We start from the raw sequence: 24,625 nt of genomic DNA on the forward strand, positions 1-24,625 counted from the left end.
GCTTTTAAGGATTATCAGTTTCAGGGAAGAAATTTATGCCACGTCCAATACACGCGGTGATTCATCAACAGGCATTGCAACATAACCTGCAAGTTGCACGTTCCTGCGCACCTCAAAGCCAGGTCTTTGCAGTGGTTAAAGCTGATGCCTATGGGCACGGTATTGAGCGGGTTTATCCCGCATTAAAAAGTGCTGATGGTTTTGCCTTTCTGGATCTTACTGAAGGAAAGCGTTTGCGTGCCTTAGGCTGTGACAAACCCTTATTGTTACTGGAAGGCATTTTTGGCCTTGAAGATTTATTCGACTGCGCCAAGTACGGGATAAGTTTTGCAATTCATGCCCAGCATCAACTGGAATGGTTAAAAACCTTTGTCGACTTACAACCAGACGTACAGTTTGATGTCTTTTTAAAAATGAATAGCGGAATGAACCGACTGGGTTTTTTACCTGAGCAGTATCGTGTCGCTTTTCAGGAATTAAAAAATATTAAGCAAGTATGCTCCATCAGTCATATGACACATTTTTCCGATGCGGATGGCATGCGCCTTGGACAGGAAGGTATTGAACATCAACAGCTGGTCTTTACCGAAACCATTCAAAATCTGCCGGGCAAAACTTCACTCAGTAATAGTGCTGCCATTCTGCGTCATCATCAGCATATACAGTCAGACATTGTACGTAGCGGCATCATGCTTTACGGCAGCTCACCTGACTATCCCGCCCATACGATTGATCACTGGAACTTAAAGCCGACCATGAGTCTGCGTAGCGAACTGATCGCGATTCAGCAGGTTCGGGCAGGAGACAGCATTGGTTATGGCTCTACTTTTATAGTTGAGCAAGATATGCAGATTGGAATTGTGGCCTGTGGTTATGCGGATGGTTATCAGCGAATCACACAAACTGGAACACCAGTTTTGGTAGATGGGATTCGAACCCAAACGGTCGGTCGCGTCAGTATGGATATGCTGGCGGTTGATCTAGGTTCTGTACCTGATGCGCAGATTGGTAGCGAAGTTGTGCTGTGGGGACAATCCATACACGGCACAGTATTGCCGATTGATGAAGTGGCCGCGGGTTCGGGTACGGTTGGCTATGAGCTGATGTGTGCCATTACTCAACGTGTGCCCGTGCAGATTGAAAGCTAAAGATTAAACAAATATTAGAAATAAGAGAGGATAAAATTATGACGGAACATGCAGATATTCAGCGTTTGAACAGCAATCAGGTCATGAGTGCTGTCACCATTCACAATAAAACGGTGTATTTATCAGGGCAGGTGCCAGACAGCAGCAGTCTGGATATTCGTGGTCAAACGCGTGAAGTGCTCATGAAGATTGATCAACTCCTTAAACTGGCAGGTACAGACAAAAGCCGTCTGTTATCTGCACAGCTCTTTGTTAAAAACCTGGAAGACTTTCAAACCGTCAATGCGCTCTGGATTGAATGGCTCGAGGGATGTGGTACACCAGCACGCGCAACCATTCAGGCGGATCTGGTAAATCCCGCCTGGTTAATTGAAATTGCAGTGATTGCAGCACTCCCTTAAGTTGCTTCAGATTTTTATATCTCCCAACTTGATTTTGTAAGCATATCAGGCCTGATCATTTAATCCATTAAATGAAACTGCATCTGCAATCAGGATTTCAGGAAGAAATCCGATCAGATAAGCGAGGGTCTGATGTGAAAAAGGAACTGAATATGAATACAGCCTCTTCTAAAAATGACGCATCATCATCTCCCCATGAATTACAGCGTAAGCTCTCTAACCGACATTTGCAGTTAATTGCCATTGGTGGTGCCATTGGTACAGGCCTGTTTATGGGTTCTGGTAAAACGATTGCACTGGCAGGGCCTTCAATCTTGTTTATCTACATGATTATTGGAGCCATGTTCTTTTTCCTGATGCGTGCATTAGGGGAAATCCTGTTATCTAATCTGCACTATAAATCCTTCATTGATATGGCGCATGACCTGATTGGTCCGGGGGCTGGCTATTATATTGGCTGGTCTTACTGGCTGGGCTGGATTCTGGTCGGCATTGCTGACTTAGCGGCAATTATCAATTATCTGAATTTCTGGCTGCCGCCCGACATGACCTTTACACCCATGGGGCAGGCCATGATCAGTGCGGGCTGTGTATTGCTGGTACTGGGAATTAACCTGCTGACCGTGAAGCTGTTTGGTGAAATCGAGTTTTGGTTCGCCCTGATTAAAATTCTGGCGATTCTGGGCCTGATTGTGATTGGCGGATATATGATCTTCAGCGACTTCCAGGCACCAAGTGGATCGGCTGCCAGCCTGACCAATGTCTGGGCCTATGATGGTATGTTCCCTAAGGGCACAATGGGCTTTCTGGCTGGCTTCCAGATTGCGATGTTTGCTTTCGTAGGTGTAGAGCTGCTGGGTACGATGGCGGCTGAAACCAAGGATCCGGAAAAGAACTTGCCTAAAGCAGTGAATGCGATTCCTACACGGATCATCCTGTTCTATGTATTGTCTCTGCTGGTGATTATGTCTGTAACGCCATGGGTAGAAATTCCTGCTGATCAAAGTCCTTTTGTGACTCTTTTCCTGCATGCGGGTATTCCGGTGTCAGCCATTATCATGAATCTGGTGGTGCTGTCTTCTGTGATGTCTTCCATGAACAGTGGCGTATTCTCTACCAGCCGGATGCTGTTTGGTTTGGCACGTGATGGCCAGGCACCTCAGGCTTTGGCTGAGCTTTCAAGTCGTGCAGTTCCGGCTAAAGGTCTGTTATTTTCCTGTGCCTTTATTATGGCAGGTGCGGCTTTCCAGTACTTTGTACCGAACACGATGGAAGCCTTTACGCTGGCCAGCTCACTCTGTGTGATTCTGTTTATCAGTATCTGGGGTCTGATTATGGTGTGTTATATCCGTTACCGTAAACAGCAACCTGAAAAACATGCCACTTCGACCTTCAAGATGCCGGGCGGAATCTGGATGTCCTATCTGGTGTTGATCTTCTTGTTCTTTGCCTTAGTTATTTTAAGTCTGGAAGCAGATACCATGAAGGCACTGATGATTAGTCCGCTGTGGTTGGTGATTCTGTTTACTACCTATCATACTTTGTATAAACCACGTCTTCGTAAACGTCAGCAAATTCTCTCCGGAGAATAAAGTGCAGACATAAAAAATCCCCGATCAATCGGGGATTTTTTATTTTAGGGAATTTTAGAAAGTAGGTTTTACCACCACTAAAATCACCACAGCAAATAAAATCAGCGTTGGCATTTCATTAAAGAAGCGCCAGAACTTGTGTGACTTGTAATGGGCATTTCCCATCAGTTTCTTACGATAATAACCACATACCAAATGGTAAATGACCAGCAAGCCAACCAAGCCGACTTTCAGATAGAACCATAAGGCTTCATGGTAATGACGCGTTGCATCACCCCAATCGACCAGAAAGTGTGCTGTGATCAGCGTGGCGACCATAGCTGGCCACATAATCCCGCGATACAGCTTGCGTTCCATAATTTCAAAGCGTTGATGACTTACGACATCTTCGCTCATGGCATGGTAGACATAAAGCCGTGGCAGATAGAACAATGCAGCAAACCAGCAAACCACAGCAATAATATGTAATGCTTTTACCCACAAGAAAGCATCAGAAGGAGCATCCATCAAGTCACCCTAAAATGGGCGGCTTAGCCTTCCCATTTTTTGAAAACGAGACAAGCATTTACGCCGCCGAAACCGAAACTGTTACTCATCACAGTATTCAATTTTGCGTCACGTTTTTCAAGTACGATATCAAATGGTTTTGCGCCTTCATCCAGTTCAGTCACATTGATGTTTGGTGCAATAAAGTCATTTTGCATCATCAGGATAGAGTAGATCGCTTCCTGTACACCTGCAGCACCCAGGCTGTGACCTGTCATAGATTTAGTCGAGCTGAGTGGAGGAACCTGACCTTCACCGAAGGCACGTGCCATAGCTTTAAGTTCAGTAACATCACCTGCTGGGGTAGAAGTACCATGTGTATTCACATAGTCAATTTTATCTACACCATGCTGTTTGGCTTCTTCTAGAGCCATCAGGATACAACGTGTTGCACCTTCGCCAGATGGAGCAACCATGTCAGCACCATCAGAGTTAGCTGCATAAGCCACAACCTCAGCCAGAATATTCGCGCCACGTGCCTGAGCATGTTCCAGTGACTCAAGCACCACAAAACCGCCACCACCAGCAATCACGAAACCGTCACGGTCTGCTGAATATGGACGAGAAGCTGTTTCAGGTGTGTCGTTGTATTTAGAGCACAGTGCACCCATCGCATCAAACAGCAGGCTTTGAGACCAGTGATCTTCTTCGCCACCACCGGCAAGCATTAGATCCTGTTTGCCTAATTGAATCAGGTTATAAGCATAACCAATGGCATCGGCAGAAGTTGCGCAGGCGCTGGTAATCGAGTGGGCAATCCCTTGTAATTTGAATGCCACACCGACGTTTGCTGTAATGGTATTCGACATGTTACGTGGTACGAAGAATGGACCAACTTTGCGTGCGCCTTTTTCTTCCAGCAATTTTGTCATTTCTACTACAGAAGCTGTCGAGTTGCCACCTGAACCACCCGCAATACCATAACGTGGATTATTCGCCAGATCTTCCTGCTTTAAACCCGCATGCTCAACAGCAGCCACAGCAGCATTATAGGCATACATCGCGCACACGCCCATAAAGCGTTTCAGCTTACGGTCAATACCATCAAAATCCTGTTCAGCAGCAGCGCTCACATGGCTTTTGAAATTCAGTTCAGCATAAGTCGGATTAAAACGTGTTCCTGAAATCCCGTTTTGTAAAGAGTGATTCACATCCTCTAATGTATTACCAATGCACGAGTTAATACCCATACCAGTGATGACAACACGTTTCATCTACAGATCCTTATAGTTTATCTCTGGGGCAGCGGGAGATATTTGGCGTTGATAAGACTGCAAAATATAGCGCTGACCCCTATTTCACAATGCAGAACATCATAGCAGAAAGATTTTTGAAATCTTATGGCAAATGTTATGCCGTGTGACAGTAGGTTGAGTTTATAAAGTACTGTGTAGAGCTTTTACTAAATGAAACAGAATAAGGTTGAGATAAATGCTGACTACACCTAGTATTTATACCAAATACAAGCACGTGCATGCTGAGGTAAAAAATGGTAAATGCTAATAATAAACAATCTAATGGTCTGATTTCGAATGCCTTTGGAGTGGCGAAAAAGTTCAGTTCAACAGGTTTGGAACTGTTAAATCATGTTGCACCAGATTCTGTGACTAAAACCTTCAATACCGATCATGCTGTTGATGGCTCGGCAAAAGTCAAAAGCCCTTTTGCTTCAAAAAAATATGAAAATCCTAAAGACATGCTACGCGAACATCTTCCAAATGTTTCCCGTCAGCTGCTGGGCCGTCGTTTTAATACTGTGAATAATGTCGCGCATTTTGTTTCTCCCCAGCTGGCCGACAAAGTATCTGACTACTTTTATAATCACCTGAATCAATTCAGTAACCAGATGAGTTCGGTTGATGCCATTCTGAATGAAGCAGGGGCGAAGGATCTGGAAGAACTGACTCAGGATACTACGCGTTCACAACGCATTTCTCAGGCGTTTGCCGAACAAAATAAATGGATGGCGACAGTACAAGGTGCTGTAAGTGGCGTCACTGGGGTATTGGGAACTGCGATTGATATTCCGGCTTCTTTATTGATGGCACTGCGTACCATCTATCAAGTAGGACGTTCTTATGGTTTTGATCTGAGCAAGGAAGATGATCAGGAAATCGTACAGCATATCTTTAGACAAATTGATCTCAGTCTGATTGCAGAAAAACAAGCACTCTTAATGGGGCTTAAAGCGCTGAGCAGTACCTTAAAGACACATGACCTGTCCCAGCTACAGACCATGCTCGGGTCAAGCAATGATATAGAAACACTGAAAAAATGGCTCAGTAATCAGGATGGCAGCATGAAGTGGGAATGGATGAACCATTTTCCGAAACTGTCTTTATTAGAGCAGCTAACCAAACTGACTCCATTGGCAAGTGCAGGGATTGGTGCAGTCTATAGCCATCGCTTTGTGAATGATGTGAACCAGAAAGCTCAAGAAGTATTCTCGCATGCTCGTCAGTATTTGCAGCAGCATCAGGATCTAGGTTTGTCGCCATATGCTGCCTATGAAAAAGCCGTTGACCTGCTCCAGCAGGCGACCCCGAAGCTGATGGAAAATCTTGATCATTCAGCCGCTGATAAAGATAAGCCAATTCTGGATAAAGAAATCCCAATTGAAGGTAATCAGACCATCAAGCAAGTCAAACTGGTTAAGAAAGAGCAGGAAAGCTTGAGCCCGGAAGAAGCTGAAGTGAAAAAAGATGAAAAGGTCAGTGAAGGTCTGGATGAATTGACCGATAAACTGGTTGAACATGCCGACGCTAGACAGGAACAAAAACCGGCTATTCCAAAAGATTCTTTTGATGCAGATGCAGCCCTAGAAGAAGAGCTCGGCTTGCAGGAAAATGACACAGAAATGTTACAGGCAGCCGCTGAAGAAGAGACGGATACAAATAATCCAGAAAACTCCGAGACTGCAGACAAACAAACGCAAGCTGAGGAAACTACGGAAGATGTTACAAAAAATGCTGCCACGAAATCGAAAAAATAAGTGATTTTCGCCATAAAATAAACGCTTAAAGTCGAGATGCGATCGTGTTTTGCCTGACTTCGGCATATTGACCGATTTTGCATCTTGACATACAATTGCATGCCCTCAAAAAGTAGTATTTTTTTGGGGCTTTTTATTAACGGGAGAATTGCCACATGGCAACAACAAATCAGTTGATCCGTAAGGGTCGTACGACTTTAGTTGAAAAATCTAAAGTTCCTGCGTTGAAGGCTTGTCCACAGCGCCGTGGTGTTTGTACACGTGTTTACACAACTACACCTAAAAAACCTAACTCAGCAATGCGTAAAGTTTGCCGTGTTCGCTTAACTTCAGGTTTCGAAGTTTCTAGCTACATCGGTGGTGAAGGCCATAACCTGCAAGAGCACAGTGTTGTTCTTATCCGTGGTGGTCGTGTTAAAGACTTACCAGGTGTACGTTACCATACCGTTCGTGGTTCTTTAGACTGTGCTGGTGTTAAAGATCGTAACCAAGCTCGTTCTAAATACGGTACTAAACGTCCTAAGAAATAATCTTTCGAGATTAAGCTCTTAGTTCGCTAGAACTGCAATCCTTTATCGTCTCGCTTGTCTGATTTCTGCATTTAATTTTGTGAAAATTCAAGCGACGTGTAGTAAGGCCAGCGAATGCACACGACACTTTGTGCTACTGCTGGATTAACCTGAAGTGTCATATTTATAGGTAGTTTTAAAATGCCAAGACGTCGCGTAGTCGCTGCTCGTGAAATCCTTCCGGATCCTAAGTTCAGCAGCCAAACAATCGCTAAATTCATGAACCACGTAATGCAAGATGGTAAAAAATCTATTGCTGAAAGTATCGTTTACGGTGCTTTAGACCGCGTTCAAGAAAAATCTAAAGTAGATCCAGTTGAATTTTTCGAGACTACTCTTGAAAAAGTTCGTCCTATGGTCGAAGTAAAAGCACGCCGTGTTGGTGGTGCTACATACCAGGTACCTATGGAAGTGCGCCCATCCCGTCGTACTGCCTTGGCTATGCGTTGGTTAGTAGATGCTGCTGCTAAGCGTTCTGAAAAAACTATGGCTTTACGTCTTGCTGGTGAGTTGCTTGATGCAGCTGAAGGTAAAGGCGCAGCGGTTAAAAAACGTGAAGATGTGCACCGTATGGCTGAAGCCAACAAAGCCTTCTCTCACTATCGCTTCTAAGCGGTTAAAACAGCCCCTATTCAGGAGGATGATGAGCCAGTTTTCGCTGTTTTGTCATCGAATCGCTTTAAGTTGCCCAGCAGCTTAAAGCGTCCTGTTTTAAACAACAAAATTTAGGAATGCAAGAAATCATGGCTCGTCAAACCCCAATTTCTCGTTACCGTAACATTGGTATCTCAGCGCACATTGACGCTGGTAAAACAACGACTTCTGAACGTATTTTGTTCTACACAGGTGAGAGCCACAAACTAGGTGAAACTCACGAAGGTTCGGCAACTACGGACTGGATGGAACAAGAGCAAGAACGTGGTATTACCATTACTTCAGCAGCTGTAACATGCTTCTGGAAAGGTATGGGCAACCAGTTCGAACAACACCGTATTAACGTTATTGACACCCCAGGACACGTTGACTTCACAATCGAAGTTGAGCGTTCTATGCGTGTTCTTGACGGTGCGTGTATGGTTTACTGTGCTGTAGGTGGTGTACAACCTCAGTCTGAAACTGTATGGCGTCAAGCGAACAAATATAAAGTTCCACGTATTGCGTTCGTTAACAAAATGGACCGTACTGGTGCGAACTTCTTCCGTGCGGTTGAACAAATGAAAACTCGCTTGGGTGCTAACCCAGTGCCAATCGTTGTTCCAATCGGTGCTGAAGAAAACTTCCAAGGTGTTGTTGACCTTATCGAAATGAAAGCGATTATCTGGGATGAAGCATCTCAAGGTATGAAGTTCGAATATGGCGACATCCCAGCTGACCTAGTTGATACTGCTAATGAATGGCGTACAAACATGGTTGAAGCAGCTGCGGAAGCATCTGAAGAGCTTATGGACAAATACCTTGAAGAAGGTGATTTGACGAAAGAAGAAATCGTAGCTGGTTTACGTACGCGTACGCTTGCAAACGAAATTCAACCGATGATGTGTGGTTCGGCGTTCAAAAACAAAGGTGTTCAACGTATGTTGGACGCAGTAATTGAATTCCTTCCAGCGCCGACTGACGTTGAAGCAATCAAAGGTATCTTAGACGACAAAGACGAAACTGAAGGTTCTCGTGAAGCGTCTGATGATGCACCGTTTGCTGCGTTAGCGTTCAAAATCATGAACGACAAATTCGTTGGTAACTTAACGTTCGTACGTGTTTACTCTGGTGTTCTTAAAGCGGGTAGCCCGGTTTATAACCCAGTGAAAATGAAACGTGAGCGTATCGGCCGTATCGTACAGATGCACGCAAATGACCGTCACGACATCGAAGAAATTCGTGCGGGCGACATCGCGGCATGTGTAGGTCTTAAAGATACAACGACTGGTGATACATTATGTGATGAAAACCACGTAATTACACTAGAGCGTATGGAATTCCCAGAGCCAGTAATTGCACTTGCAGTTGAGCCTAAAACTAAAGCTGACCAAGAAAAAATGTCAGTTGCTTTAGGTCGTTTGGCGAAAGAAGATCCATCGTTCCGCGTACGTACTGACGAAGAATCTGGTCAAACAATTATTGCTGGTATGGGTGAGCTTCACCTTGACATCATCGTTGACCGTATGAAACGTGAGTTCAACGTTGAAGCAAACATTGGTAAACCAATGGTTGCTTACCGTGAAACGATCAAAAAATCTGTTGAACAAGAAGGTAAATTCGTTCGTCAAACAGGTGGTAAAGGTAAATTTGGTCACGTATACGTACGTCTTGAGCCAATGGACCCTGAATCTGGTAAAGACTACGAGTTCGCTGAAGAAGTTGTCGGCGGTGTAGTACCGAAAGAATTCTTCGGTGCGGTTGACAAAGGTATCCAAGAACGTATGAAGAATGGTGTCCTTGCTGGTTACCCAGTAGTTGGCATCAAAGCGACATTGTTCGACGGTTCTTACCATGATGTCGACTCTGACGAATTATCGTTCAAAATGGCGGGTTCTTATGCCTTCCGTGACGGTTTCATGAAAGCAGATCCTGTTCTTCTTGAACCAATTATGAAAGTTGAAGTAGAAACTCCAGAAGACTACATGGGCGATATCATGGGTGACTTAAACCGTCGTCGTGGTATGGTTCAAGGTATGGACGATCTTCCTGGCGGTACTAAAGCAATCCGTGCTGAAGTTCCACTTTCTGAGATGTTTGGTTACGCAACTCACATGCGTTCTATGTCTCAAGGTCGTGCGACTTACTCTATGGAATTTGCTAAATATGCTGAAACTCCACGTAACGTGGCTGAAGGCATCATTGCTAAGTTCCAAGCTGGCGGCAAAAAAGGTGACGACGAGTAATCTTTCGATTACTATATTGCCTAACTAAATTTATAGTTAAAATCTAATACTCATGCAGGTTTACTGCATGAGTAATCTACAAAGGAAGATGAACATGGCTAAGGCTAAGTTTGAACGTAATAAGCCACACGTTAACGTGGGCACAATCGGTCACGTTGACCATGGTAAAACAACTTTAACAGCTGCGATTGCAACTGTATGTGCTAAAAAATTCGGTGGTGAAGCGAAAGACTACGCTGCAATCGACTCTGCACCAGAAGAAAAAGCACGTGGTATTACAATTAATACTTCACACGTAGAATACGATTCTCCAACTCGTCACTACGCTCACGTAGACTGCCCGGGCCACGCCGATTATGTTAAAAACATGATTACTGGTGCTGCTCAGATGGACGGCGCGATCCTTGTATGTGCTGCGACTGACGGTCCAATGCCACAAACTCGTGAACACATCCTGCTTTCTCGTCAGGTAGGTGTACCTTACATCGTTGTATTCTTGAACAAATGCGACCTTGTAGACGACGAAGAGCTTCTTGAACTGGTTGAAATGGAAGTTCGTGAACTTCTTTCTACTTACGACTTCCCAGGTGATGATACTCCTGTAATCCGTGGTTCTGCTCTTCTTGCACTTAATGGTGATGACAGCCAATACGGCGAGCCAGCAGTAGTTGCGCTTGTTGAAGCGCTTGACTCTTACATCCCAGAACCAGAACGTGCAATCGACCAAGCATTCTTGATGCCAATCGAAGATGTATTCTCAATTTCTGGCCGTGGTACAGTTGTAACTGGCCGTGTTGAAACTGGTATCATCAAAGTTGGTGAAGAAGTTGAAATCGTGGGTATCAAAGATACAGTTAAGACTACTGTAACTGGCGTTGAAATGTTCCGTAAACTTCTTGACGAAGGCCGTGCTGGTGAGAACTGTGGTATCTTGCTTCGTGGTACTAAACGTGAAGACGTACAACGTGGTCAAGTACTTGCTAAACCAGGTTCTATCAAACCGCACACTAAATTCGATGCAGAAGTATACGTACTTTCTAAAGACGAAGGTGGTCGTCACACTCCATTCCTTAACGGTTACCGTCCACAGTTCTACTTCCGTACAACTGACGTAACTGGCGCGATTTCTTTGAAAGAAGGCGTTGAAATGGTTATGCCTGGTGACAACGTAGAAATGTCAGTAGAACTAATTCACCCAATCGCAATGGACCCAGGTCTACGTTTTGCGATCCGTGAGGGTGGTCGTACAGTTGGTGCTGGTGTAGTTGCTAAAGTAACTGCATAATCGCTGATTGTGTGAAAAAAGCGTCCCTTTGGGACGCTTTTTTTATATCTGTAAATTCAACCTACTCATTTTCAAGCATATTTAAATTGTCTAACAATATATTTACAAGCTGTCCTTAAGTGATATTTCACTGACCTTATCTGCCCTTATGTGAAAAATTCAACGCAGTAATATAACTATAAGAATTTTAATAATTAGATTTCAGCTCTATATAGAACTGATGGGAGTAAGTGTATGAATGCTCAAGTGAAAATTACCAACCGTGCAGGTGCAAGTTTTCCGGTACGTCGTATGAGTTTTGATTTTGATCAGGTGTCAGAATACTGGATGAATGGTTCAGCAGGACTGACTCACTTTATGACTGCACTCTCTGCACTATTCCCGGCAGGCGAAAAATTCTTTATTGATTCTGTTCGCGCTGTACGTCAGCACCCAGCAATTAAAGACAATGAAGCATTGCAAAAAGAAATTTCTGTCTTTATTGGTCAGGAAGCCATGCATACCCAGGAACATGTTGGCTTTAATGCCTCAGCGCAACGCCATGGCCATGATGTTGATACGCTAGATCGTTATACTGACCGAGTCATTCAAACTGCACACAAAATCTTCGCGGCAGTCGGTAAGCCAGTCGGTATTACCCAGGAAATGGTCGACCTCACTGCGACGACTGCACTAGAACATTTTACTGCGACCATTGCATCTCAGTTACTGACCAATCAGCATATTCAGGAACTGATGAAAGATGACACCATGAAAACCATGTGGCTCTGGCATGCAATTGAAGAGAATGAACATAAGGCCGTGGCCTATGATGTATTCGAAGGTGTTTTCGGTAAAGGTTTAAAATCTTATCTACTGCGTACCACTTCACTGGTTGCAGCGATGGTCACGCTATTCTTTGTACAAAGCTACTTCGTATTGCGTTTATTGAAAGAAGACCGTCAGTTAAGTCTTGGAGCTTTAAAAGAAATCTATACTTATGGTTATAGCCCATCTAAAGGAATTATTACCGGTATGGGTAAAGAAATGCTGATGTACTTTAAACCTGGTTTTCATCCAAATGATCATGACACCCATAGCTTATTACAAAGCTGGAAACAAAAACTGGGCCTTTAATTTAAAACTAGATTAAAAGACTGAAGAGCAACCTAAGTTGCTCTTTTTTTTGCTCGATTTTTTAAATAAAGTTTCTATAATGCGGAGGTTAATTCTAGATAAGATGAACGAAGATGATTCGTTTGATGCAAGCTGCGGATGTACCAGCCGTTGCCAAGATTGAAACCAAAGTACAATCCCATCCCTGGACCTTTAAACAATTTGAAGATGCTGTTACTGCCTATCAAAGCACTGTGATTGAACAAGCAGGGCAAGTCGTAGGGTTCTGCATTTTACAGCCGGTGTTGGATGAAGCCAATTTATTACTGATGGCAATTGATCCTGCGCAACAGGGCAAAGGTTTAGGTTATCAGTTGCTAGATGCCTCAATTGCATTATTGAAAAATAGTCCAGTACAAATCTTTCTGGAAGTACGGGAAAGCAATACTGCTGCAATTAAACTGTATGAAAAAACCGGTTTTCATCAAATTGATCTGCGCAAGAACTATTATCCGAATTCGAATGGCACTCGGGAACATGCCATTATTATGGTGAAGTCCTGTACTGATGATTTTGCCAGCCTGTTTAAATAATATTCCAGCTCTTATTTGACGACTAAATTACTTGATGATGGGATTATTCCATCCGCTAGGCAAGGTCGTCATCAAGGAGTTTCCCAGATGTTCAATCTCCACAGGGGTAAGGGTGCGGTTTAATCGGCGCCATTGCCCGTCAATCAATAATTCAAGTGGCAGGTATTGAGACTTGTAGTTCATTTTGGCTGAATGTGGAACCCAGTAGCCCAAATACACAAACTGTAAGCCAAGTTTTTGAGTGTGCTCAATCTGTTTCAGAATCGCAAAGGCACCAAGGGAACGGCGGTTCTCATCAGGATCAAAGAAAGTATACACCGCTGAAACGCCATCATCGAGCAGGTCACAAGTCGATACACTGATGAGACGGTCATCTTTCCATAATTCCAGAAAGAAACTATCGGTACAGCTTTGCAGTAAAAACTTTTCGAACTGGTCACGGCTAGGTGGATACATATCACCATCTGCATGACGTTCATTAATATAACGTTCATAGAGGGCGTAATGTATATCTGTGGCCTGTTCAGGATGGGTAATTTTAACCGTCAAATCCTGATTACGTTTCCAGGCTTTTTTTTGCGAGCTGTTCATTTGGAATTCATGAACAGGAATACGTGAAGATAAACATTGACGGCACAGGTGGCATTCAGGCCGATAGACAAAATCACCACTACGACGGAAACCGGTACGAGAAAGCTCGGACAGCGTCACTACATCAATACGGTGCGCTGGATCAAGAAAAACCATGCGCGCGGACTTGTTGGGCAGATAGCTACAGTCATGCGGTGGCGTAATATAATACTGTAAATCGTTCAGTAGGGACTGTGGTTGATAAGAGTTCATAACAAGTGCCCTCTGTTATTTTCATTCACTTAATCGCGCAGACTGCGCTATTGTTTTACTTGAAAATACACCGTCTTGATACTTTTTCCAATTGATCGCAGGCTGTTTTATCACATCTTGTAACGATTTAAGATATGTATGGCGAGAAATTGTACAGGCACCTAGACTCATCAAGTGATCATTCACCAATTGACAGTCAATCCAGGGCAGCTGATTTTCTCGACCAATCAGCATCAAGGCATAGAAAGCCATTTTAGAAACATCGGTCTGGGTGCTAAACATGGATTCACCGAAACAGCCCTTGTCGATAGTCACCCCATAGAGTCCACCTACTAGGCGATCTTCATCCCAAACCTCAATACTATAACCATAACCCGCATTAAACAGGTCGCAATAACCTTGAATGATCTCTTCACTAATCCAGGTCTCATCTGCATAAGCGCGAGGCAATGAGCAGGAACGGATGACTCTTTCAAAAGCATGATTCACCGTAATTTTATAATCCTGTTTTTTCATGCTTCGAAGCAGGGATTTGCTGGGATGATAATCCTCTAGGCGAATAATGCAGCGTGGTTCCGGACTCCACCAGCAGATCGGATCACCTTCAGAAAACCAGGGAAAGAGACCATGGGTATAGGCCTCATACAAAGTAGAAGGGGAGAGGTCTGCACCAATACAAATCAGGCCTTCGCCCTCAAGATCCGCTTCTTCAGGATTGGGGAAAATGTACTGTGAAGGAGGAAGAAGATGCATGTAGAACCCTGATCTTGAAATAGACTGTTTTTATCATACATAAAAAAACCGCCCATGATGGACGGTCTTTTTATTTTCGCTGCTTAGTCTAATTTACCCATTGCATCGAGATATTTTTCTGCATCCAGTGCCGCCATACAGCCTGAACCTGCAGAAGTAATCGCCTGACGGTAGATACTGTCTGCGATATCGCCTGCAGCGAATACACCCGGGATAGAGGTTTGGGTGGCATTCCCTGCGGTACCGCTTTGTACCTGAATATAACCATCACGCAGTTCTAGCTGGCCTTCGAACATAGTGCTATTTGGTTTATGACCAATAGCAACAAATAGACCTGATACTTCAACATCCTGAGTTGAATCATCTTGGGTTGATTTCAAACGTACCGCAGTGACGCCAGTGGTATCACCCAACACTTCTTCTACTTGATGATTCCAGATAATGCTGATTTTTCCTTCTTTTTCTTTTTCAAAAAGATGGTCTTGCAGGATTTTTTCAGAACGTAACGTATCACGACGGTGAACTAGAGTCACGTGAGAAGCGATGTTAGAAAGATATAATGCTTCTTCAACAGCGGTATTACCACCGCCCACAACCATCACTTTTTGCTCTTTATAGAAGAAACCGTCACAGGTTGCACACGCGCTCACGCCTTGACCCATAAATGCAGCTTCTGATTCCAGACCCAGGTATTGCGCAGTTGCACCAGTACAAATGATCAGGGCATCACAAGTAAACTCTTCCATATCGCCTTTCAGGACGAATGGACGAACGTTAAGGTCAACTTCATTGATATGATCATAAACAATTTCAGTACCAAAACGTTCTGCATGAGCCTGCATACGTTCCATTAAAGCTGGACCAGTCAGACCTTCAGGATCGCCAGGCCAGTTATCTACTTCAGTCGTTGTGGTTAATTGACCACCCAGTTGCAGACCTGCAATCAGGGTCGGTTTTAAGTTTGCACGCGCTGCATAGACTGCTGCGCTATAGCCAGCAGGGCCAGAACCTAAAATAATCAGTCGTGAGTGACGTGCGCTCATTCGCTGTATCCTTTTTTATTTAGAAATTTATTGAATTATACGTGAAACTGTATAACAGTGGTGTGAGATTAAAGTCGATATTATTGATCATCGAAATCGATTTGGGCTATATAGAAGAAGTACACAATAATGCATCTTTTTTGATGCAACAGGTGCATAATATGCATTTTATTGCGACGCTTTTTTTGAAGCATACCAGCAAAAGAATATTCATGAAGAATTGGTTACAGGACAGTATATGACAGCGGTGTCGAGTGCCTATGCACAGCGCTTAGTAATGACATTATTTTTAGTCTCATTTGGGATTTATCTGTTTCTTGCAACAGTGACCTATACACCATTTGATCCGGGGTGGATGCATATCTCTAGTGATACGCAGACAGTTTCAAATGCCAGTGGGGTTGCAGGGGCCTGGATTTCAGACCTGTTATTTGGTTTTCTCGGTTGGGCAAGCCTGCTGATCCCTGTGTATCTGTTTATGGAAGCAATCCAGGTCTGGTGGCCGCGCAGCTTCCTGAACCGTCCATTCCGCTATGCTGCCCAATTCTTCCTGTTATTGACTACATCGGCGTTGCTGTTCCTGTTCTGGCAAGTTCCAGCCGATACGCTGGATAATTCTTCAGGCGGGATCATTGGCTATGAACTGGGCCAAAGTCTTGAACAATTACTAACTGTCTATGGCGCAGCTTTTTTCTTGCTGGTGCTTTGGGTGGTTCTGTTTACCTTGGCATTTGGTGTGAAATGGAACAAGACCTGGAGCAGTCTCAAGGCAACACCTGCTTATCTGCAAGACCTGTTCTACCGTAATGTGCCAGAAGGTATGTCTGATTTTGACCGTACCGCACCTGTAATGAAAAAAGAAGCGGTAAAAGCAGCTGCCAAAAAAGTGACAGTACCAGTCACTGCCGCACCTGAGCATGATCTGGTAGAAGTCGACCCTGTAGTTCGCGATCATGTCGCTGAACGCCTGTTTGAGGATTTTGCAGATAAAGAATCGCACCAGCCTCACCACTATGAAGAAGATATTTCTGAACCTGTACAGACATCAGCTTCAGAACCTGTTCAGGAACAAGCACCGCGAACAGTAGAGCCGGATCGTGTGGTGGCAACAGGGGAGGTGTGGCGTGCGTTACATTCCAATGAAGACCAGCGTCACAAGCAGGATATCGATGCTTTGCTTAAAGCTGCAGAAGAAGAGCAAGCTGATTTTTCTCCTGATGCATTTGCAGCTGCGTCAACGAATCACAATGCTCATGAAGTGACATCATCATCTACCGCCAAGAATAATCTGGACTGGGATGATGATGAAATTTTTGATGAGTTATTGGCCGCAGTCCCGCAAGGTAAAACCGCAACGGATGTGCATAGCCCGTTCAATTCAGCAGCAGCTGAAAAATCCCTCAGAATTGTAGAAGATGCTGGAACAATCAGCTCAACTGCGGCTGCTCCACTTATGGCTGCACATGCGATTAAAAATACCAGCCTGGAAGCGGACTTTGAGGATCTGGACGATTTACTGGTTGAAGCTGATGAACCAAAACCTGCACCTGTACGTGCATCAAGTTATGCCCAATCTTCTGCTTTTGTTCAGGCACCGATTCAGCGTGTAGAGACAGCAGCTCAAACCGCAGCGACCAATGCAGCAGTTCGGGAAGCATTGTCCAAAGAAGAATTTATTGAAGCTTGGCATGAAACTGCCGGTAAGCCTCAGGATGAAGACGAGTTTGACTTCGATGCGCCACTGACCGATGCCGCTGGTCGTCCAATGTCACGTGCCATGCAGGTCGCTGAGCGCCGTAAAGACCTGTCACCATTGCCGGGTCTGGAATTGCTGGATAAAGTCGATCCGAACAAAAAAGTGAATTTCACTGAAGAGCAGTTATCCCGTTTATCAGAACTTCTGGAAATCAAGCTTCAGGAATTTAACGTTAAAGCCAAAGTGGTCGAGGCTCAGCCAGGCCCAGTCGTGACCCGTTTTGAACTGGACCTTGCGCCTGGTGTGAAAGCTTCCAAAGTCACTAATATTTCACGTGACTTGGCCCGTTCGATGTCAATGGCTTCAGTACGTGTAGTCGAAGTTATTCCAGGTAAGCCTTATATCGGCATTGAAGTTCCGAACAGTAGCCGTGAAATGGTGCGTTTGATTGAACTGGTACAGATTCCAAAATTCAATGATCCAGATGGCATTTTGTCGATGGCCATGGGTAAGGATATTTCGGGCAATCCGGTGATTACTGAACTGGGTAAAGCACCGCATATGCTGGTAGCAGGGACTACGGGTTCTGGTAAGTCGGTGGCGGTTAACTCGATGATTCTATCGATGCTATTGAAGTACACACCAGACCAGTTACGCCTGATCCTGATCGATCCGAAACAGCTTGAATTGGCCAACTATAACGATATTCCACACCTGTTAACCCCAGTTGTGACCGATATGAAAGATGCAGTCAGTGCCTTGAACTGGTGTGTGAATGAAATGGAACGTCGTTACAAACTGATGTCTTTCCTGAAAATTCGTAAGCTCAGCGACTATAACCGTAAGGTAGAAGAGGCGCTTGCCAATGGTGAAGAGCTATTTGATCCAACCTGGAAAGCGAGTGAATCAGTCGCAGGGGAACGTGCACCGCGCTTAACGCCATTGCCATCGATTGTGATTGTTGCCGATGAGTTCGCGGATATGATCATGCAGGTCGGTAAGAAAGCTGAAGAGATGATTACCCGTCTGGCACAAAAATCCCGTGCTGCCGGTATTCACCTGTTACTGGCAACTCAGCGTCCCTCAGTAGATGTGATCACTGGTCTGATCAAGGCGAATATTCCGACACGTGTCGCACTTCGTGTGAATTCGAAAATCGACTCACGTACCATTCTCGATGCAGGTGGTGCAGAAGATCTGCTCGGTCATGGTGATATGCTGTTCCTTGGCCCGGGTAAAATTGAGCCGGAGCGCGTACACGGTGCCTTTATTGCCGATGATGAAGTGAACCGGATCTGTGATGCATGGCGTGAACGTGGGGCGCCTAACTATGTGGATGAGATCCTGACTCCATTTGATGAAGAACCGTCTAGTCGCGGCTTTGAGGATGGTGGAGATGGTGGATCTGATCGAGATGCGCTGTATGATCAGTGTGTGGCTTTTGTTTTGGAAACCCGCAAAGCATCAACTTCATCTTTGCAGCGTAAGTTCAGTCTGGGTTATAACCGTGCTGCACGGATCATTGACCAGATGGAAGAAAATGGTATTGTCAGCTCAATGGGTGCCAATGGGAAGCGTGAGATCTTGGTTTAAATCCAGAATCTCTAGCGATTAAAAAAGCCTGCTTTAAGCAGGCTTTTTTATGCATTACAACTTATGCAAATTTTTCTAATACTGCGAGGAACTCGGCACTTTGACGCGGATAAGTGGCAATCACGTCATGAATGCGCTGTCCTTCCGGATTGGTGGCGTTAAGATCGCGGCCATCTGCGACAAATTTGGTTAGCAGGCGCTCATAGTCAAAAGGACGCATATGCTTGAATGCATGATAAAGCACATGAAAATCTGCATTGACGCCTGCAGGAGGAAGCTGATTCAGGTAGGCATATACACGCTCATCTGACCATTCTTCGTTAAAGGTCGCTGGTTGAGATAATGCCATCGCAATCTCCTTGATGTAATTCTTCGGCATGAAAAAAGGCAAAATATGAGTTCGCAAGAGGCAAAGTCTTATCATGCACTTTGTCTATTCGAAGTATCACTTCACGTTTTGAGATGAGGTAAAAAAAATACTAATTACTATCAAGTCTACGCGAAGCCAAGCTTCTGGTCTTGCGTCTCAACAAAGCGGCGCTTTGTTGAGGCTCATATTTTGCCTTGAATCAATTTACTTGACTAATCAAAATTCAGATTATCGCTCTTCAGGTAAATTGATATTCATTTCAAGCATTTCAATGTTTGCTTCAGAACGTACCTGCATCTGAATGTGCTGTTCATCAACCCCGCGGACGTAGCGATTGACCACTTGCATGATCTCTGTCTTCATCTGGTCAATTTTATCCTGACTCAAACGGCGCCCCAAACCCTGTTCAGAAGCAACAATGACTTTCAAACGGTCTTTCGCGGTTTGTGCGCTTGATGGTTTATCCTCGCTACTAAAAAGTTTACTCCAGAATCCAGCCATGTTTACGCTCCAAATAATCGTGCTAACCAGCCCTTAGGTTTTACTTCGATATGACGGTAAGGGCGCTCTTCACCCAGGAAACGTGCTACAAGGTCATCATAAGCCTGACCTGCGGCAGATTCGGTAAAGTGAATCACTGGTTTACCTTCATTCGATGCCTGTAGAACGCTTGGACACTCAGGAATAACACCTAAGGTTGGAACACGTAAAATATCTTTAGAAATATCGTCAATCGTTAACATTTCCTGTTTATCGGCACGTTCCGGATTGAAACGGGTAATACACAGGTGTTTACGGATGCGACCTTCGTTTTGTTCTACTTTTTTAGTTTTACTATCTAACATGCCAATGATGCGGTCAGAGTCACGTACTGAAGAAATTTCAGGGTTAGTCACAATGATAGCTTCATCTGCATGGTACATGGCTAAAATGGCACCACGTTCAATACCTGCAGGTGAGTCACACACGATATAATCAAATTCCTGTGAAAGCTCATCCATTACACGTTCTACGCCTTCATCAGTTAAAGCATCTTTATCACGTGTTTGTGAAGCAGGTAAAATATATAAATTTTCAATATCTTTATCGCGAATCAGTGCTTGTTGTAATCGTGCTTCGTTATTGAGAACATTTACAAAATCATATACTACACGGCGTTCACAGCCCATAATCAAATCAAGGTTACGCAAGCCTACATCAAAATCGATTACCACAGTTTTGTGGCCACGTAGGGCTAAACCTGTTGCAAAAGATGCACTTGTTGTAGTCTTACCTACGCCACCTTTGCCTGATGTTACGACAACAATTTTCGCCACCGAATCCACTCCTGTTATGGTTCAAATCCCCTACAAAATGGGGTTTTTGGTGTTTATTTATACATTAAAATTGTAGAGCTTCAAATACAAGCTCTTGTTGATCATTCAAGTAAATATGCACGGGTTTTTTCACAACATTCGGTGGAATGTCGTCGGCCACACAGTAAGTACCTGCAATAGAAATCAGTTCGGCCTCCAGCGCATGGCAGAAAATACGCGCTGCAGTATTGCCACCCGCACCTGCAATCACACGGCCACGCGCGCTGCCATAAATATGGATATTGCCTGAAGCAATCACTTCTGAACCACTGTTTATTCCGGCCGTAATAATAATGTCACCCTGATTCTGCACAATGCATTGGCCGGTGCGCAGAATTTCATCGTGATAAGAAGTCACATGCGCGACGATCGGTGCTGCATCAGCTTTTTCATCGTCAGCAGCAGATTCGGATTTGACTTCCATGACCTGTTCTTTGGTCGCCTTAATTTCCTGTAACTGACGGTCTGGTGGCAGAACAGGGAACTGAATCGCACGAGCCTGATCCCCCAGAATCCCTTCAGTCACTGCCATAGGCTGAACTTCGAGATCAATCAGTAACTGGATCAGGGCAATCAGTTCCTGATCGACTGAACTTTCAATCACCGCCAATGTGCCTGGCGGAAAAGCCGCTTGTAATTTTGGTTTCAGTTGCTGGCGGATTGCATCATGATCATTGGTATCGAGGCTAATGCGTAGCGCATTGACCATTCTGCCTTTTATCCGTATGTCAGCCATAATTTTTCCTTAATACTTCTGACTTGCTGTTTTATGTCGAAGCAATGTTGTAAATAGTGCAAATCCTAGAACAAATTTCGTTAATTCTCTAGCGATCCAAGTTATTTTTTTATACGAATAGAATCAGCTTATCTTAGCCGAGTCTGCAAATGAAAACTCATCTATCGATTGAGCCCTGATTTTGTTCGTGTTCTTCTAAAATCTGTTGCCACTGTTTCACTTTGACCTGTTTTTGAATGGCTTCAAGTGTTTCAAAAACAGCCGATTCAACCAATTTATCAATATGTGGATTATGTTCAATCTGAATCTGGCTAATCTTATCTGAAATCATGGCAAAAGTCGGGTTTTCTTGTGATCCACTATGTGTAAAAGGATCGATCAGGCCTTGGGTGATATTTTCTCCCAAACGTTGACCAATACTCTGGATCTGTCGCTCCAGTCGCCCGCCCACAATGGGAATCAGACGCAGAAGCTGAGTGAGTTCAGGTGTATCTTCAATGGCCTGATTGACGACTTGCCCGACATTTTTTGAAATCATGAAGCGCTGTGCCTGTAATTCCTTGCCCAAAGACTCTTGCAAGATATCTGTCAAAGCAACAGCCAGTAATTTACGGTGATGTTCCACCAAATCATCAATTAATTGTTTATGTGATGTGCTGGTGCTGAGTTCACGTTTAATGCCATCCAGTACCGTCAATACTACACGGCTCGAAAGTTCTTCCATCAGCAGGTTATAGTAGAAATTACCCCGTCTATACCAGCTTGCCGGTATGACTTTGTATCCATGGCTATGCAGGTTGTAGCCAATCGCGACTGCACGTAACAAACGCAGAAAACGTAGCTGGGGGATGATGGATAAAATTTCATACCAGTGCACAAAGGGAAAGAACCACCAGCGGGCATGGTGGCGCATAACAATGGCAATGAACCAGCGAACGATGAGTTCAATAATCAGGAAGGTGGTAAACCATCCCTCGGTAATCATTACCCAGGGACGTAATTCACTTTTATAAAACTGCAAGACATCAGGCAAGCGAATGAAGTCAAACAACCAGTGCCCAAAATCGCTCATCAGAATGGCATTGGCACAGAGACAGAACAAATTGATGATGATGACAACCATCATGAAAATGTCATAAATCAGTGCAATTTTCCAGCCCCAGGTGCCTTTGCGAATAAACTTAAATGAGCTGGACACGAGGTCCGGGTTGTCGTTCTTCATAGTCTCTCTGGCAAATGTCAGGCAGAAGCGGAAATCAGGTTCTGCTGCATTTGCTCAATTAATTGGTCTTTTTCAGTCCAGATTTGGTCTACCCATTGCTGGAAACGCGCACGGTAATCTGCATCATCTTCATAATTGCCGCCGAGTACCCAGTCTGGAATGTCAATTTTTCTCAAGTTCACGGCAATACGCGGGACTTCGCCTAACCAGAATTCCCCATAACCTGGCACACCGTCAGGATAAACAATAGTCATATCCACCAGTGCATCAATTTTGTCCCCCAGAATGTTCAGTGCCAGCGCGAGACCGCCCGCCTTAGGCTTCAACAAATGCTTATAAGGCGATTTTTGCTGTTCATGCTTTTCTGGGGTAAAACGTGTACCTTCCAGATAATTCAGCAAGGTAAATGGCTGGCTAACCAGTTGTTCACATGCCTTACGTGCTTCTTCCATATCCCGATATTTCAGGGAAGGGTTTTTGGCAATCTGTTCCTTGCTATGCCTTTTCATCATCGGGAAGCCCAGAATTTTAAAGGCTTGACCTACAAATGGAATAAAAATTAGTTCCCATTTTGTAAAAAAGCGGGTGAGAGGCATGCGCGTTAAACCGAAATATTGGTTTACCGTGGTATCCACCCAGCTCTGATGATTACAGGTCATTAAATAACGCCCCTGCATGTTCAGATCCAGAGATTCGTCAATACTGATTTGCCATTCGGTATTTTTCAGGACATTGTCAATCAACCAGTTATTTACGCCCAACCAGCTATTGGTAATCTTGATATTGGTTTCATCAATTTTAGAAGATTTCTTAAAAAGTTTGGTCAGCCCCAAAGCCAGTACGGGTGGTCCATGAAAAAAAGTACTGCCAGTCATGACAGATGTCACCGTGAGGCCACGGGTAAGTTTTTTTAAAGTCGTTTGTTGCTTGCTTTTAGATGACATATAAAAACAGTCCCAGAGAATAATCGTCTAAATTTCATCACATTTTGAACAATATAGAGGGAGTTGAGCGAATAGAAAAGTCCGATCGTTAAACTATGAAGAAACTATGATGAAATTCAGGAAATTGGTTACACATAAACATTATAAAATATTACTAAAAGATTTATTATTAACAAAAATTCAATGGTTATCCCATTATTTTTAAATCATTATCTGACCTAAGATACAAATTACACTACAAAGGAGGCATGCAATGCGTGCACTATTAATTTCAGCAGCTGTAGCAGGGGCAGTAGCACTTACAGGTTGTCAAACTACTGGCAATAACCTGGGTGGTGTTGAGTACGACAAAACAGCTTTGGGTACAGTAATTGGTGCTGCTGCAGGTTATGGTATTTCTAAAAGTAATGCCAATACTAGCCGTCAAAACAACCGTGCAGCTGCAATTGGTGCAGTACTTGGTGGTGCAGCGGGTGTTTACCTTGACAATAAAGAGAAAAAATTACGTCAAGCGACTGCGGGTACTGGTGTAGATGTAAACCGTAATCCAGACGGTTCAATCAACTTGGTAATGCCTGGTGCGATTACATTTGACACTAACAAGTCAAACATCAAACCAAACTTCTATGCAACATTGAATAAAGTTGCCCAAGTTCTGACTGAAGACAGCCAAAGCGGTATCTTGGTAACTGGTTATACAGACAGCACTGGTAATGACTCAATCAACATTCCATTGTCTCAAGCACGTGCACAATCTGTTGCGAACTACCTTGCTGGTCAAGGCGTAGCACGTACTCGTATCAATGCACAAGGTCTTGGTTCAGCGAACCCGATCGCAGACAACTCAACTGCAGCTGGTAAAGAACAAAACCGTCGTGTTGAAATTGCAGTATATGCTGTTCAGTAATCACTGATTTTGTAGAAAAACCACCTTCGGGTGGTTTTTTTTATGTCTGAAAGATGACGCAGG

General features: G+C 44.1%; 23 protein-coding genes. 12 read left to right on the forward strand and 11 right to left on the reverse strand.

Annotated elements, in window-relative coordinates; genetic code table 11:
- Positions 1 to 35: 35 nt before the first annotated feature.
- The 3 genes from alr (at position 36) to FTV18_RS06205 (ending at position 3,141) form a co-directional block, all read left to right on the forward strand.
- On the forward strand, positions 36 to 1,148 hold the full coding sequence (gene alr / locus FTV18_RS06195) for an alanine racemase (protein ID WP_180002410.1): 1,113 nt from the start codon (positions 36 to 38) through the stop codon (positions 1,146 to 1,148).
- Positions 1,149 to 1,186: 38 nt separating this feature from the next.
- Positions 1,187 to 1,549 carry a RidA family protein gene (locus tag FTV18_RS06200; RefSeq protein ID WP_034701622.1) on the forward strand — a complete coding sequence of 121 codons (363 nt, stop codon included), beginning with the start codon at positions 1,187 to 1,189 and terminating at the stop codon, positions 1,547 to 1,549.
- Positions 1,550 to 1,701: 152 nt separating this feature from the next.
- Entirely contained in the window at positions 1,702 to 3,141 is a 1,440-nt protein-coding gene (locus tag FTV18_RS06205) for an amino acid permease (protein ID WP_180017043.1), read from the forward strand.
- Between the two features lie 54 nt (positions 3,142 to 3,195).
- Here FTV18_RS06205 and FTV18_RS06210 read toward each other — a convergent pair whose 3' ends face one another.
- Together FTV18_RS06210 and FTV18_RS06215 are read right to left on the reverse strand one after the other, a co-directional pair.
- Positions 3,196 to 3,648 (reverse strand): CopD family protein, encoded by a 453-nt coding sequence (locus FTV18_RS06210; RefSeq protein ID WP_179992879.1) that lies wholly within the window; start codon positions 3,646 to 3,648, stop codon positions 3,196 to 3,198.
- Positions 3,649 to 3,671: 23 nt separating this feature from the next.
- Positions 3,672 to 4,901 carry a beta-ketoacyl synthase N-terminal-like domain-containing protein gene (locus FTV18_RS06215; RefSeq protein ID WP_005234293.1) on the reverse strand — a complete coding sequence of 410 codons (1,230 nt, stop codon included), beginning with the start codon at positions 4,899 to 4,901 and terminating at the stop codon, positions 3,672 to 3,674.
- A 275-nt stretch (positions 4,902 to 5,176) separates the two neighbouring features.
- Here FTV18_RS06215 and FTV18_RS06220 point away from each other — a divergent pair, with 275 nt between their 5' ends.
- The 7 genes from FTV18_RS06220 to rimI all read left to right on the forward strand — a co-directional run bounded on the left by FTV18_RS06220 (position 5,177) and on the right by rimI (position 13,100).
- Positions 5,177 to 6,679 (forward strand): EcsC family protein, encoded by a 1,503-nt coding sequence (locus FTV18_RS06220; RefSeq protein ID WP_125278763.1) that lies wholly within the window; start codon positions 5,177 to 5,179, stop codon positions 6,677 to 6,679.
- 155 nt (positions 6,680 to 6,834) lie between these two features.
- Positions 6,835 to 7,209, forward strand: a complete 375-nt coding sequence (rpsL, locus tag FTV18_RS06225; protein ID WP_004783283.1) for a 30S ribosomal protein S12 — start codon at positions 6,835 to 6,837, stop codon at positions 7,207 to 7,209.
- A gap of 180 nt (positions 7,210 to 7,389) precedes the next feature.
- Positions 7,390 to 7,860, forward strand: a complete 471-nt coding sequence (gene rpsG, locus FTV18_RS06230) for a 30S ribosomal protein S7 (RefSeq protein ID WP_004783282.1) — start codon at positions 7,390 to 7,392, stop codon at positions 7,858 to 7,860.
- Between the two features lie 131 nt (positions 7,861 to 7,991).
- Positions 7,992 to 10,127, forward strand: coding sequence for an elongation factor G (gene fusA / locus FTV18_RS06235; RefSeq protein WP_159123545.1), 2,136 nt, complete (start codon positions 7,992 to 7,994; stop codon positions 10,125 to 10,127).
- A gap of 94 nt (positions 10,128 to 10,221) precedes the next feature.
- Positions 10,222 to 11,412 carry an elongation factor Tu gene (gene tuf / locus FTV18_RS06240; protein ID WP_166139643.1) on the forward strand — a complete coding sequence of 397 codons (1,191 nt, stop codon included), beginning with the start codon at positions 10,222 to 10,224 and terminating at the stop codon, positions 11,410 to 11,412.
- Positions 11,413 to 11,646: 234 nt separating this feature from the next.
- Complete coding sequence (locus FTV18_RS06245; RefSeq protein WP_179992880.1) at positions 11,647 to 12,528, forward strand: metal-dependent hydrolase; 882 nt, start codon at positions 11,647 to 11,649, stop codon at positions 12,526 to 12,528.
- 113 nt (positions 12,529 to 12,641) lie between these two features.
- On the forward strand, positions 12,642 to 13,100 hold the full coding sequence (gene rimI / locus FTV18_RS06250; RefSeq protein WP_180002414.1) for a ribosomal protein S18-alanine N-acetyltransferase: 459 nt from the start codon (positions 12,642 to 12,644) through the stop codon (positions 13,098 to 13,100).
- A gap of 27 nt (positions 13,101 to 13,127) precedes the next feature.
- On the opposite strand, the gene FTV18_RS06255 is transcribed toward rimI, so the two are convergent.
- From FTV18_RS06255 to trxB, 3 genes are all read right to left on the reverse strand, one after another.
- Positions 13,128 to 13,943: an arginyltransferase gene (locus tag FTV18_RS06255; RefSeq protein ID WP_005234302.1), complete on the reverse strand. Its 816-nt coding sequence runs from the start codon at positions 13,941 to 13,943 to the stop codon at positions 13,128 to 13,130.
- 21 nt (positions 13,944 to 13,964) lie between these two features.
- On the reverse strand, positions 13,965 to 14,696 hold the full coding sequence (gene aat, locus FTV18_RS06260; RefSeq protein ID WP_180017041.1) for a leucyl/phenylalanyl-tRNA--protein transferase: 732 nt from the start codon (positions 14,694 to 14,696) through the stop codon (positions 13,965 to 13,967).
- Between the two features lie 83 nt (positions 14,697 to 14,779).
- Positions 14,780 to 15,739, reverse strand: coding sequence for a thioredoxin-disulfide reductase (gene trxB, locus FTV18_RS06265; RefSeq protein ID WP_004783272.1), 960 nt, complete (start codon positions 15,737 to 15,739; stop codon positions 14,780 to 14,782).
- A gap of 238 nt (positions 15,740 to 15,977) precedes the next feature.
- On the opposite strand from trxB, the gene FTV18_RS06270 reads away from it, so the two are divergent.
- Positions 15,978 to 19,028: a DNA translocase FtsK gene (locus FTV18_RS06270; RefSeq protein WP_166137971.1), complete on the forward strand. Its 3,051-nt coding sequence runs from the start codon at positions 15,978 to 15,980 to the stop codon at positions 19,026 to 19,028.
- 61 nt (positions 19,029 to 19,089) lie between these two features.
- On the opposite strand, the gene FTV18_RS06275 is transcribed toward FTV18_RS06270, so the two are convergent.
- The 6 genes from FTV18_RS06275 to FTV18_RS06300 form a co-directional block, all read right to left on the reverse strand.
- Complete coding sequence (locus tag FTV18_RS06275) at positions 19,090 to 19,377, reverse strand: PA4642 family protein (RefSeq protein ID WP_004783267.1); 288 nt, start codon at positions 19,375 to 19,377, stop codon at positions 19,090 to 19,092.
- 249 nt (positions 19,378 to 19,626) lie between these two features.
- Entirely contained in the window at positions 19,627 to 19,899 is a 273-nt protein-coding gene (gene minE, locus FTV18_RS06280; protein WP_004783265.1) for a cell division topological specificity factor MinE, read from the reverse strand.
- 2 nt (positions 19,900 to 19,901) lie between these two features.
- Entirely contained in the window at positions 19,902 to 20,714 is an 813-nt protein-coding gene (minD, locus tag FTV18_RS06285; protein WP_166137968.1) for a septum site-determining protein MinD, read from the reverse strand.
- Between the two features lie 64 nt (positions 20,715 to 20,778).
- Positions 20,779 to 21,489, reverse strand: coding sequence for a septum site-determining protein MinC (gene minC / locus FTV18_RS06290; protein WP_180002419.1), 711 nt, complete (start codon positions 21,487 to 21,489; stop codon positions 20,779 to 20,781).
- Positions 21,490 to 21,646: 157 nt separating this feature from the next.
- A complete protein-coding gene (locus tag FTV18_RS06295; RefSeq protein ID WP_180017039.1) occupies positions 21,647 to 22,711 on the reverse strand; it encodes a preprotein translocase subunit SecA in 1,065 nt (354 codons plus the stop codon).
- A 17-nt stretch (positions 22,712 to 22,728) separates the two neighbouring features.
- Positions 22,729 to 23,655 carry an acyltransferase gene (locus FTV18_RS06300; protein WP_166137960.1) on the reverse strand — a complete coding sequence of 309 codons (927 nt, stop codon included), beginning with the start codon at positions 23,653 to 23,655 and terminating at the stop codon, positions 22,729 to 22,731.
- A gap of 253 nt (positions 23,656 to 23,908) precedes the next feature.
- On the opposite strand from FTV18_RS06300, the gene FTV18_RS06305 reads away from it, so the two are divergent.
- On the forward strand, positions 23,909 to 24,562 hold the full coding sequence (locus tag FTV18_RS06305; RefSeq protein ID WP_159124472.1) for an OmpA family protein: 654 nt from the start codon (positions 23,909 to 23,911) through the stop codon (positions 24,560 to 24,562).
- Positions 24,563 to 24,625 lie beyond the last annotated feature (63 nt).

The sequence above is a fragment of the Acinetobacter sp. YH12241 genome (assembly GCF_013417535.1).
Taxonomy (GTDB): domain Bacteria; phylum Pseudomonadota; class Gammaproteobacteria; order Pseudomonadales; family Moraxellaceae; genus Acinetobacter.

What these genes read in the sequence shown, in the direction of transcription:
- FTV18_RS06305 (WP_159124472.1), top strand. Translation starts at nt 23,909, where the DNA reads ATGCGTGCACTATTAATTTCAGCAGCTGTAGCAGGGGCAGTAGCACTT.
- rimI (WP_180002414.1), top strand. Translation starts at nt 12,642, where the DNA reads ATGATTCGTTTGATGCAAGCTGCGGATGTACCAGCCGTTGCCAAGATT.
- FTV18_RS06205 (WP_180017043.1), top strand. Translation starts at nt 1,702, where the DNA reads ATGAATACAGCCTCTTCTAAAAATGACGCATCATCATCTCCCCATGAA.
- trxB (WP_004783272.1), bottom strand. Translation starts at nt 15,739, where the DNA reads ATGAGCGCACGTCACTCACGACTGATTATTTTAGGTTCTGGCCCTGCT.
- FTV18_RS06270 (WP_166137971.1), top strand. Translation starts at nt 15,978, where the DNA reads ATGACAGCGGTGTCGAGTGCCTATGCACAGCGCTTAGTAATGACATTA.
- tuf (WP_166139643.1), top strand. Translation starts at nt 10,222, where the DNA reads ATGGCTAAGGCTAAGTTTGAACGTAATAAGCCACACGTTAACGTGGGC.
- rpsL (WP_004783283.1), top strand. Translation starts at nt 6,835, where the DNA reads ATGGCAACAACAAATCAGTTGATCCGTAAGGGTCGTACGACTTTAGTT.
- fusA (WP_159123545.1), top strand. Translation starts at nt 7,992, where the DNA reads ATGGCTCGTCAAACCCCAATTTCTCGTTACCGTAACATTGGTATCTCA.
- minC (WP_180002419.1), bottom strand. Translation starts at nt 21,489, where the DNA reads ATGGCTGACATACGGATAAAAGGCAGAATGGTCAATGCGCTACGCATT.
- FTV18_RS06295 (WP_180017039.1), bottom strand. Translation starts at nt 22,711, where the DNA reads ATGAAGAACGACAACCCGGACCTCGTGTCCAGCTCATTTAAGTTTATT.
- FTV18_RS06200 (WP_034701622.1), top strand. Translation starts at nt 1,187, where the DNA reads ATGACGGAACATGCAGATATTCAGCGTTTGAACAGCAATCAGGTCATG.
- FTV18_RS06220 (WP_125278763.1), top strand. Translation starts at nt 5,177, where the DNA reads ATGGTAAATGCTAATAATAAACAATCTAATGGTCTGATTTCGAATGCC.
- minE (WP_004783265.1), bottom strand. Translation starts at nt 19,899, where the DNA reads ATGGCTGGATTCTGGAGTAAACTTTTTAGTAGCGAGGATAAACCATCA.
- FTV18_RS06215 (WP_005234293.1), bottom strand. Translation starts at nt 4,901, where the DNA reads ATGAAACGTGTTGTCATCACTGGTATGGGTATTAACTCGTGCATTGGT.
- alr (WP_180002410.1), top strand. Translation starts at nt 36, where the DNA reads ATGCCACGTCCAATACACGCGGTGATTCATCAACAGGCATTGCAACAT.
- FTV18_RS06255 (WP_005234302.1), bottom strand. Translation starts at nt 13,943, where the DNA reads ATGAACTCTTATCAACCACAGTCCCTACTGAACGATTTACAGTATTAT.
- FTV18_RS06210 (WP_179992879.1), bottom strand. Translation starts at nt 3,648, where the DNA reads ATGGATGCTCCTTCTGATGCTTTCTTGTGGGTAAAAGCATTACATATT.
- FTV18_RS06300 (WP_166137960.1), bottom strand. Translation starts at nt 23,655, where the DNA reads ATGTCATCTAAAAGCAAGCAACAAACGACTTTAAAAAAACTTACCCGT.
- aat (WP_180017041.1), bottom strand. Translation starts at nt 14,696, where the DNA reads ATGCATCTTCTTCCTCCTTCACAGTACATTTTCCCCAATCCTGAAGAA.
- rpsG (WP_004783282.1), top strand. Translation starts at nt 7,390, where the DNA reads ATGCCAAGACGTCGCGTAGTCGCTGCTCGTGAAATCCTTCCGGATCCT.
- FTV18_RS06275 (WP_004783267.1), bottom strand. Translation starts at nt 19,377, where the DNA reads ATGGCATTATCTCAACCAGCGACCTTTAACGAAGAATGGTCAGATGAG.
- FTV18_RS06245 (WP_179992880.1), top strand. Translation starts at nt 11,647, where the DNA reads ATGAATGCTCAAGTGAAAATTACCAACCGTGCAGGTGCAAGTTTTCCG.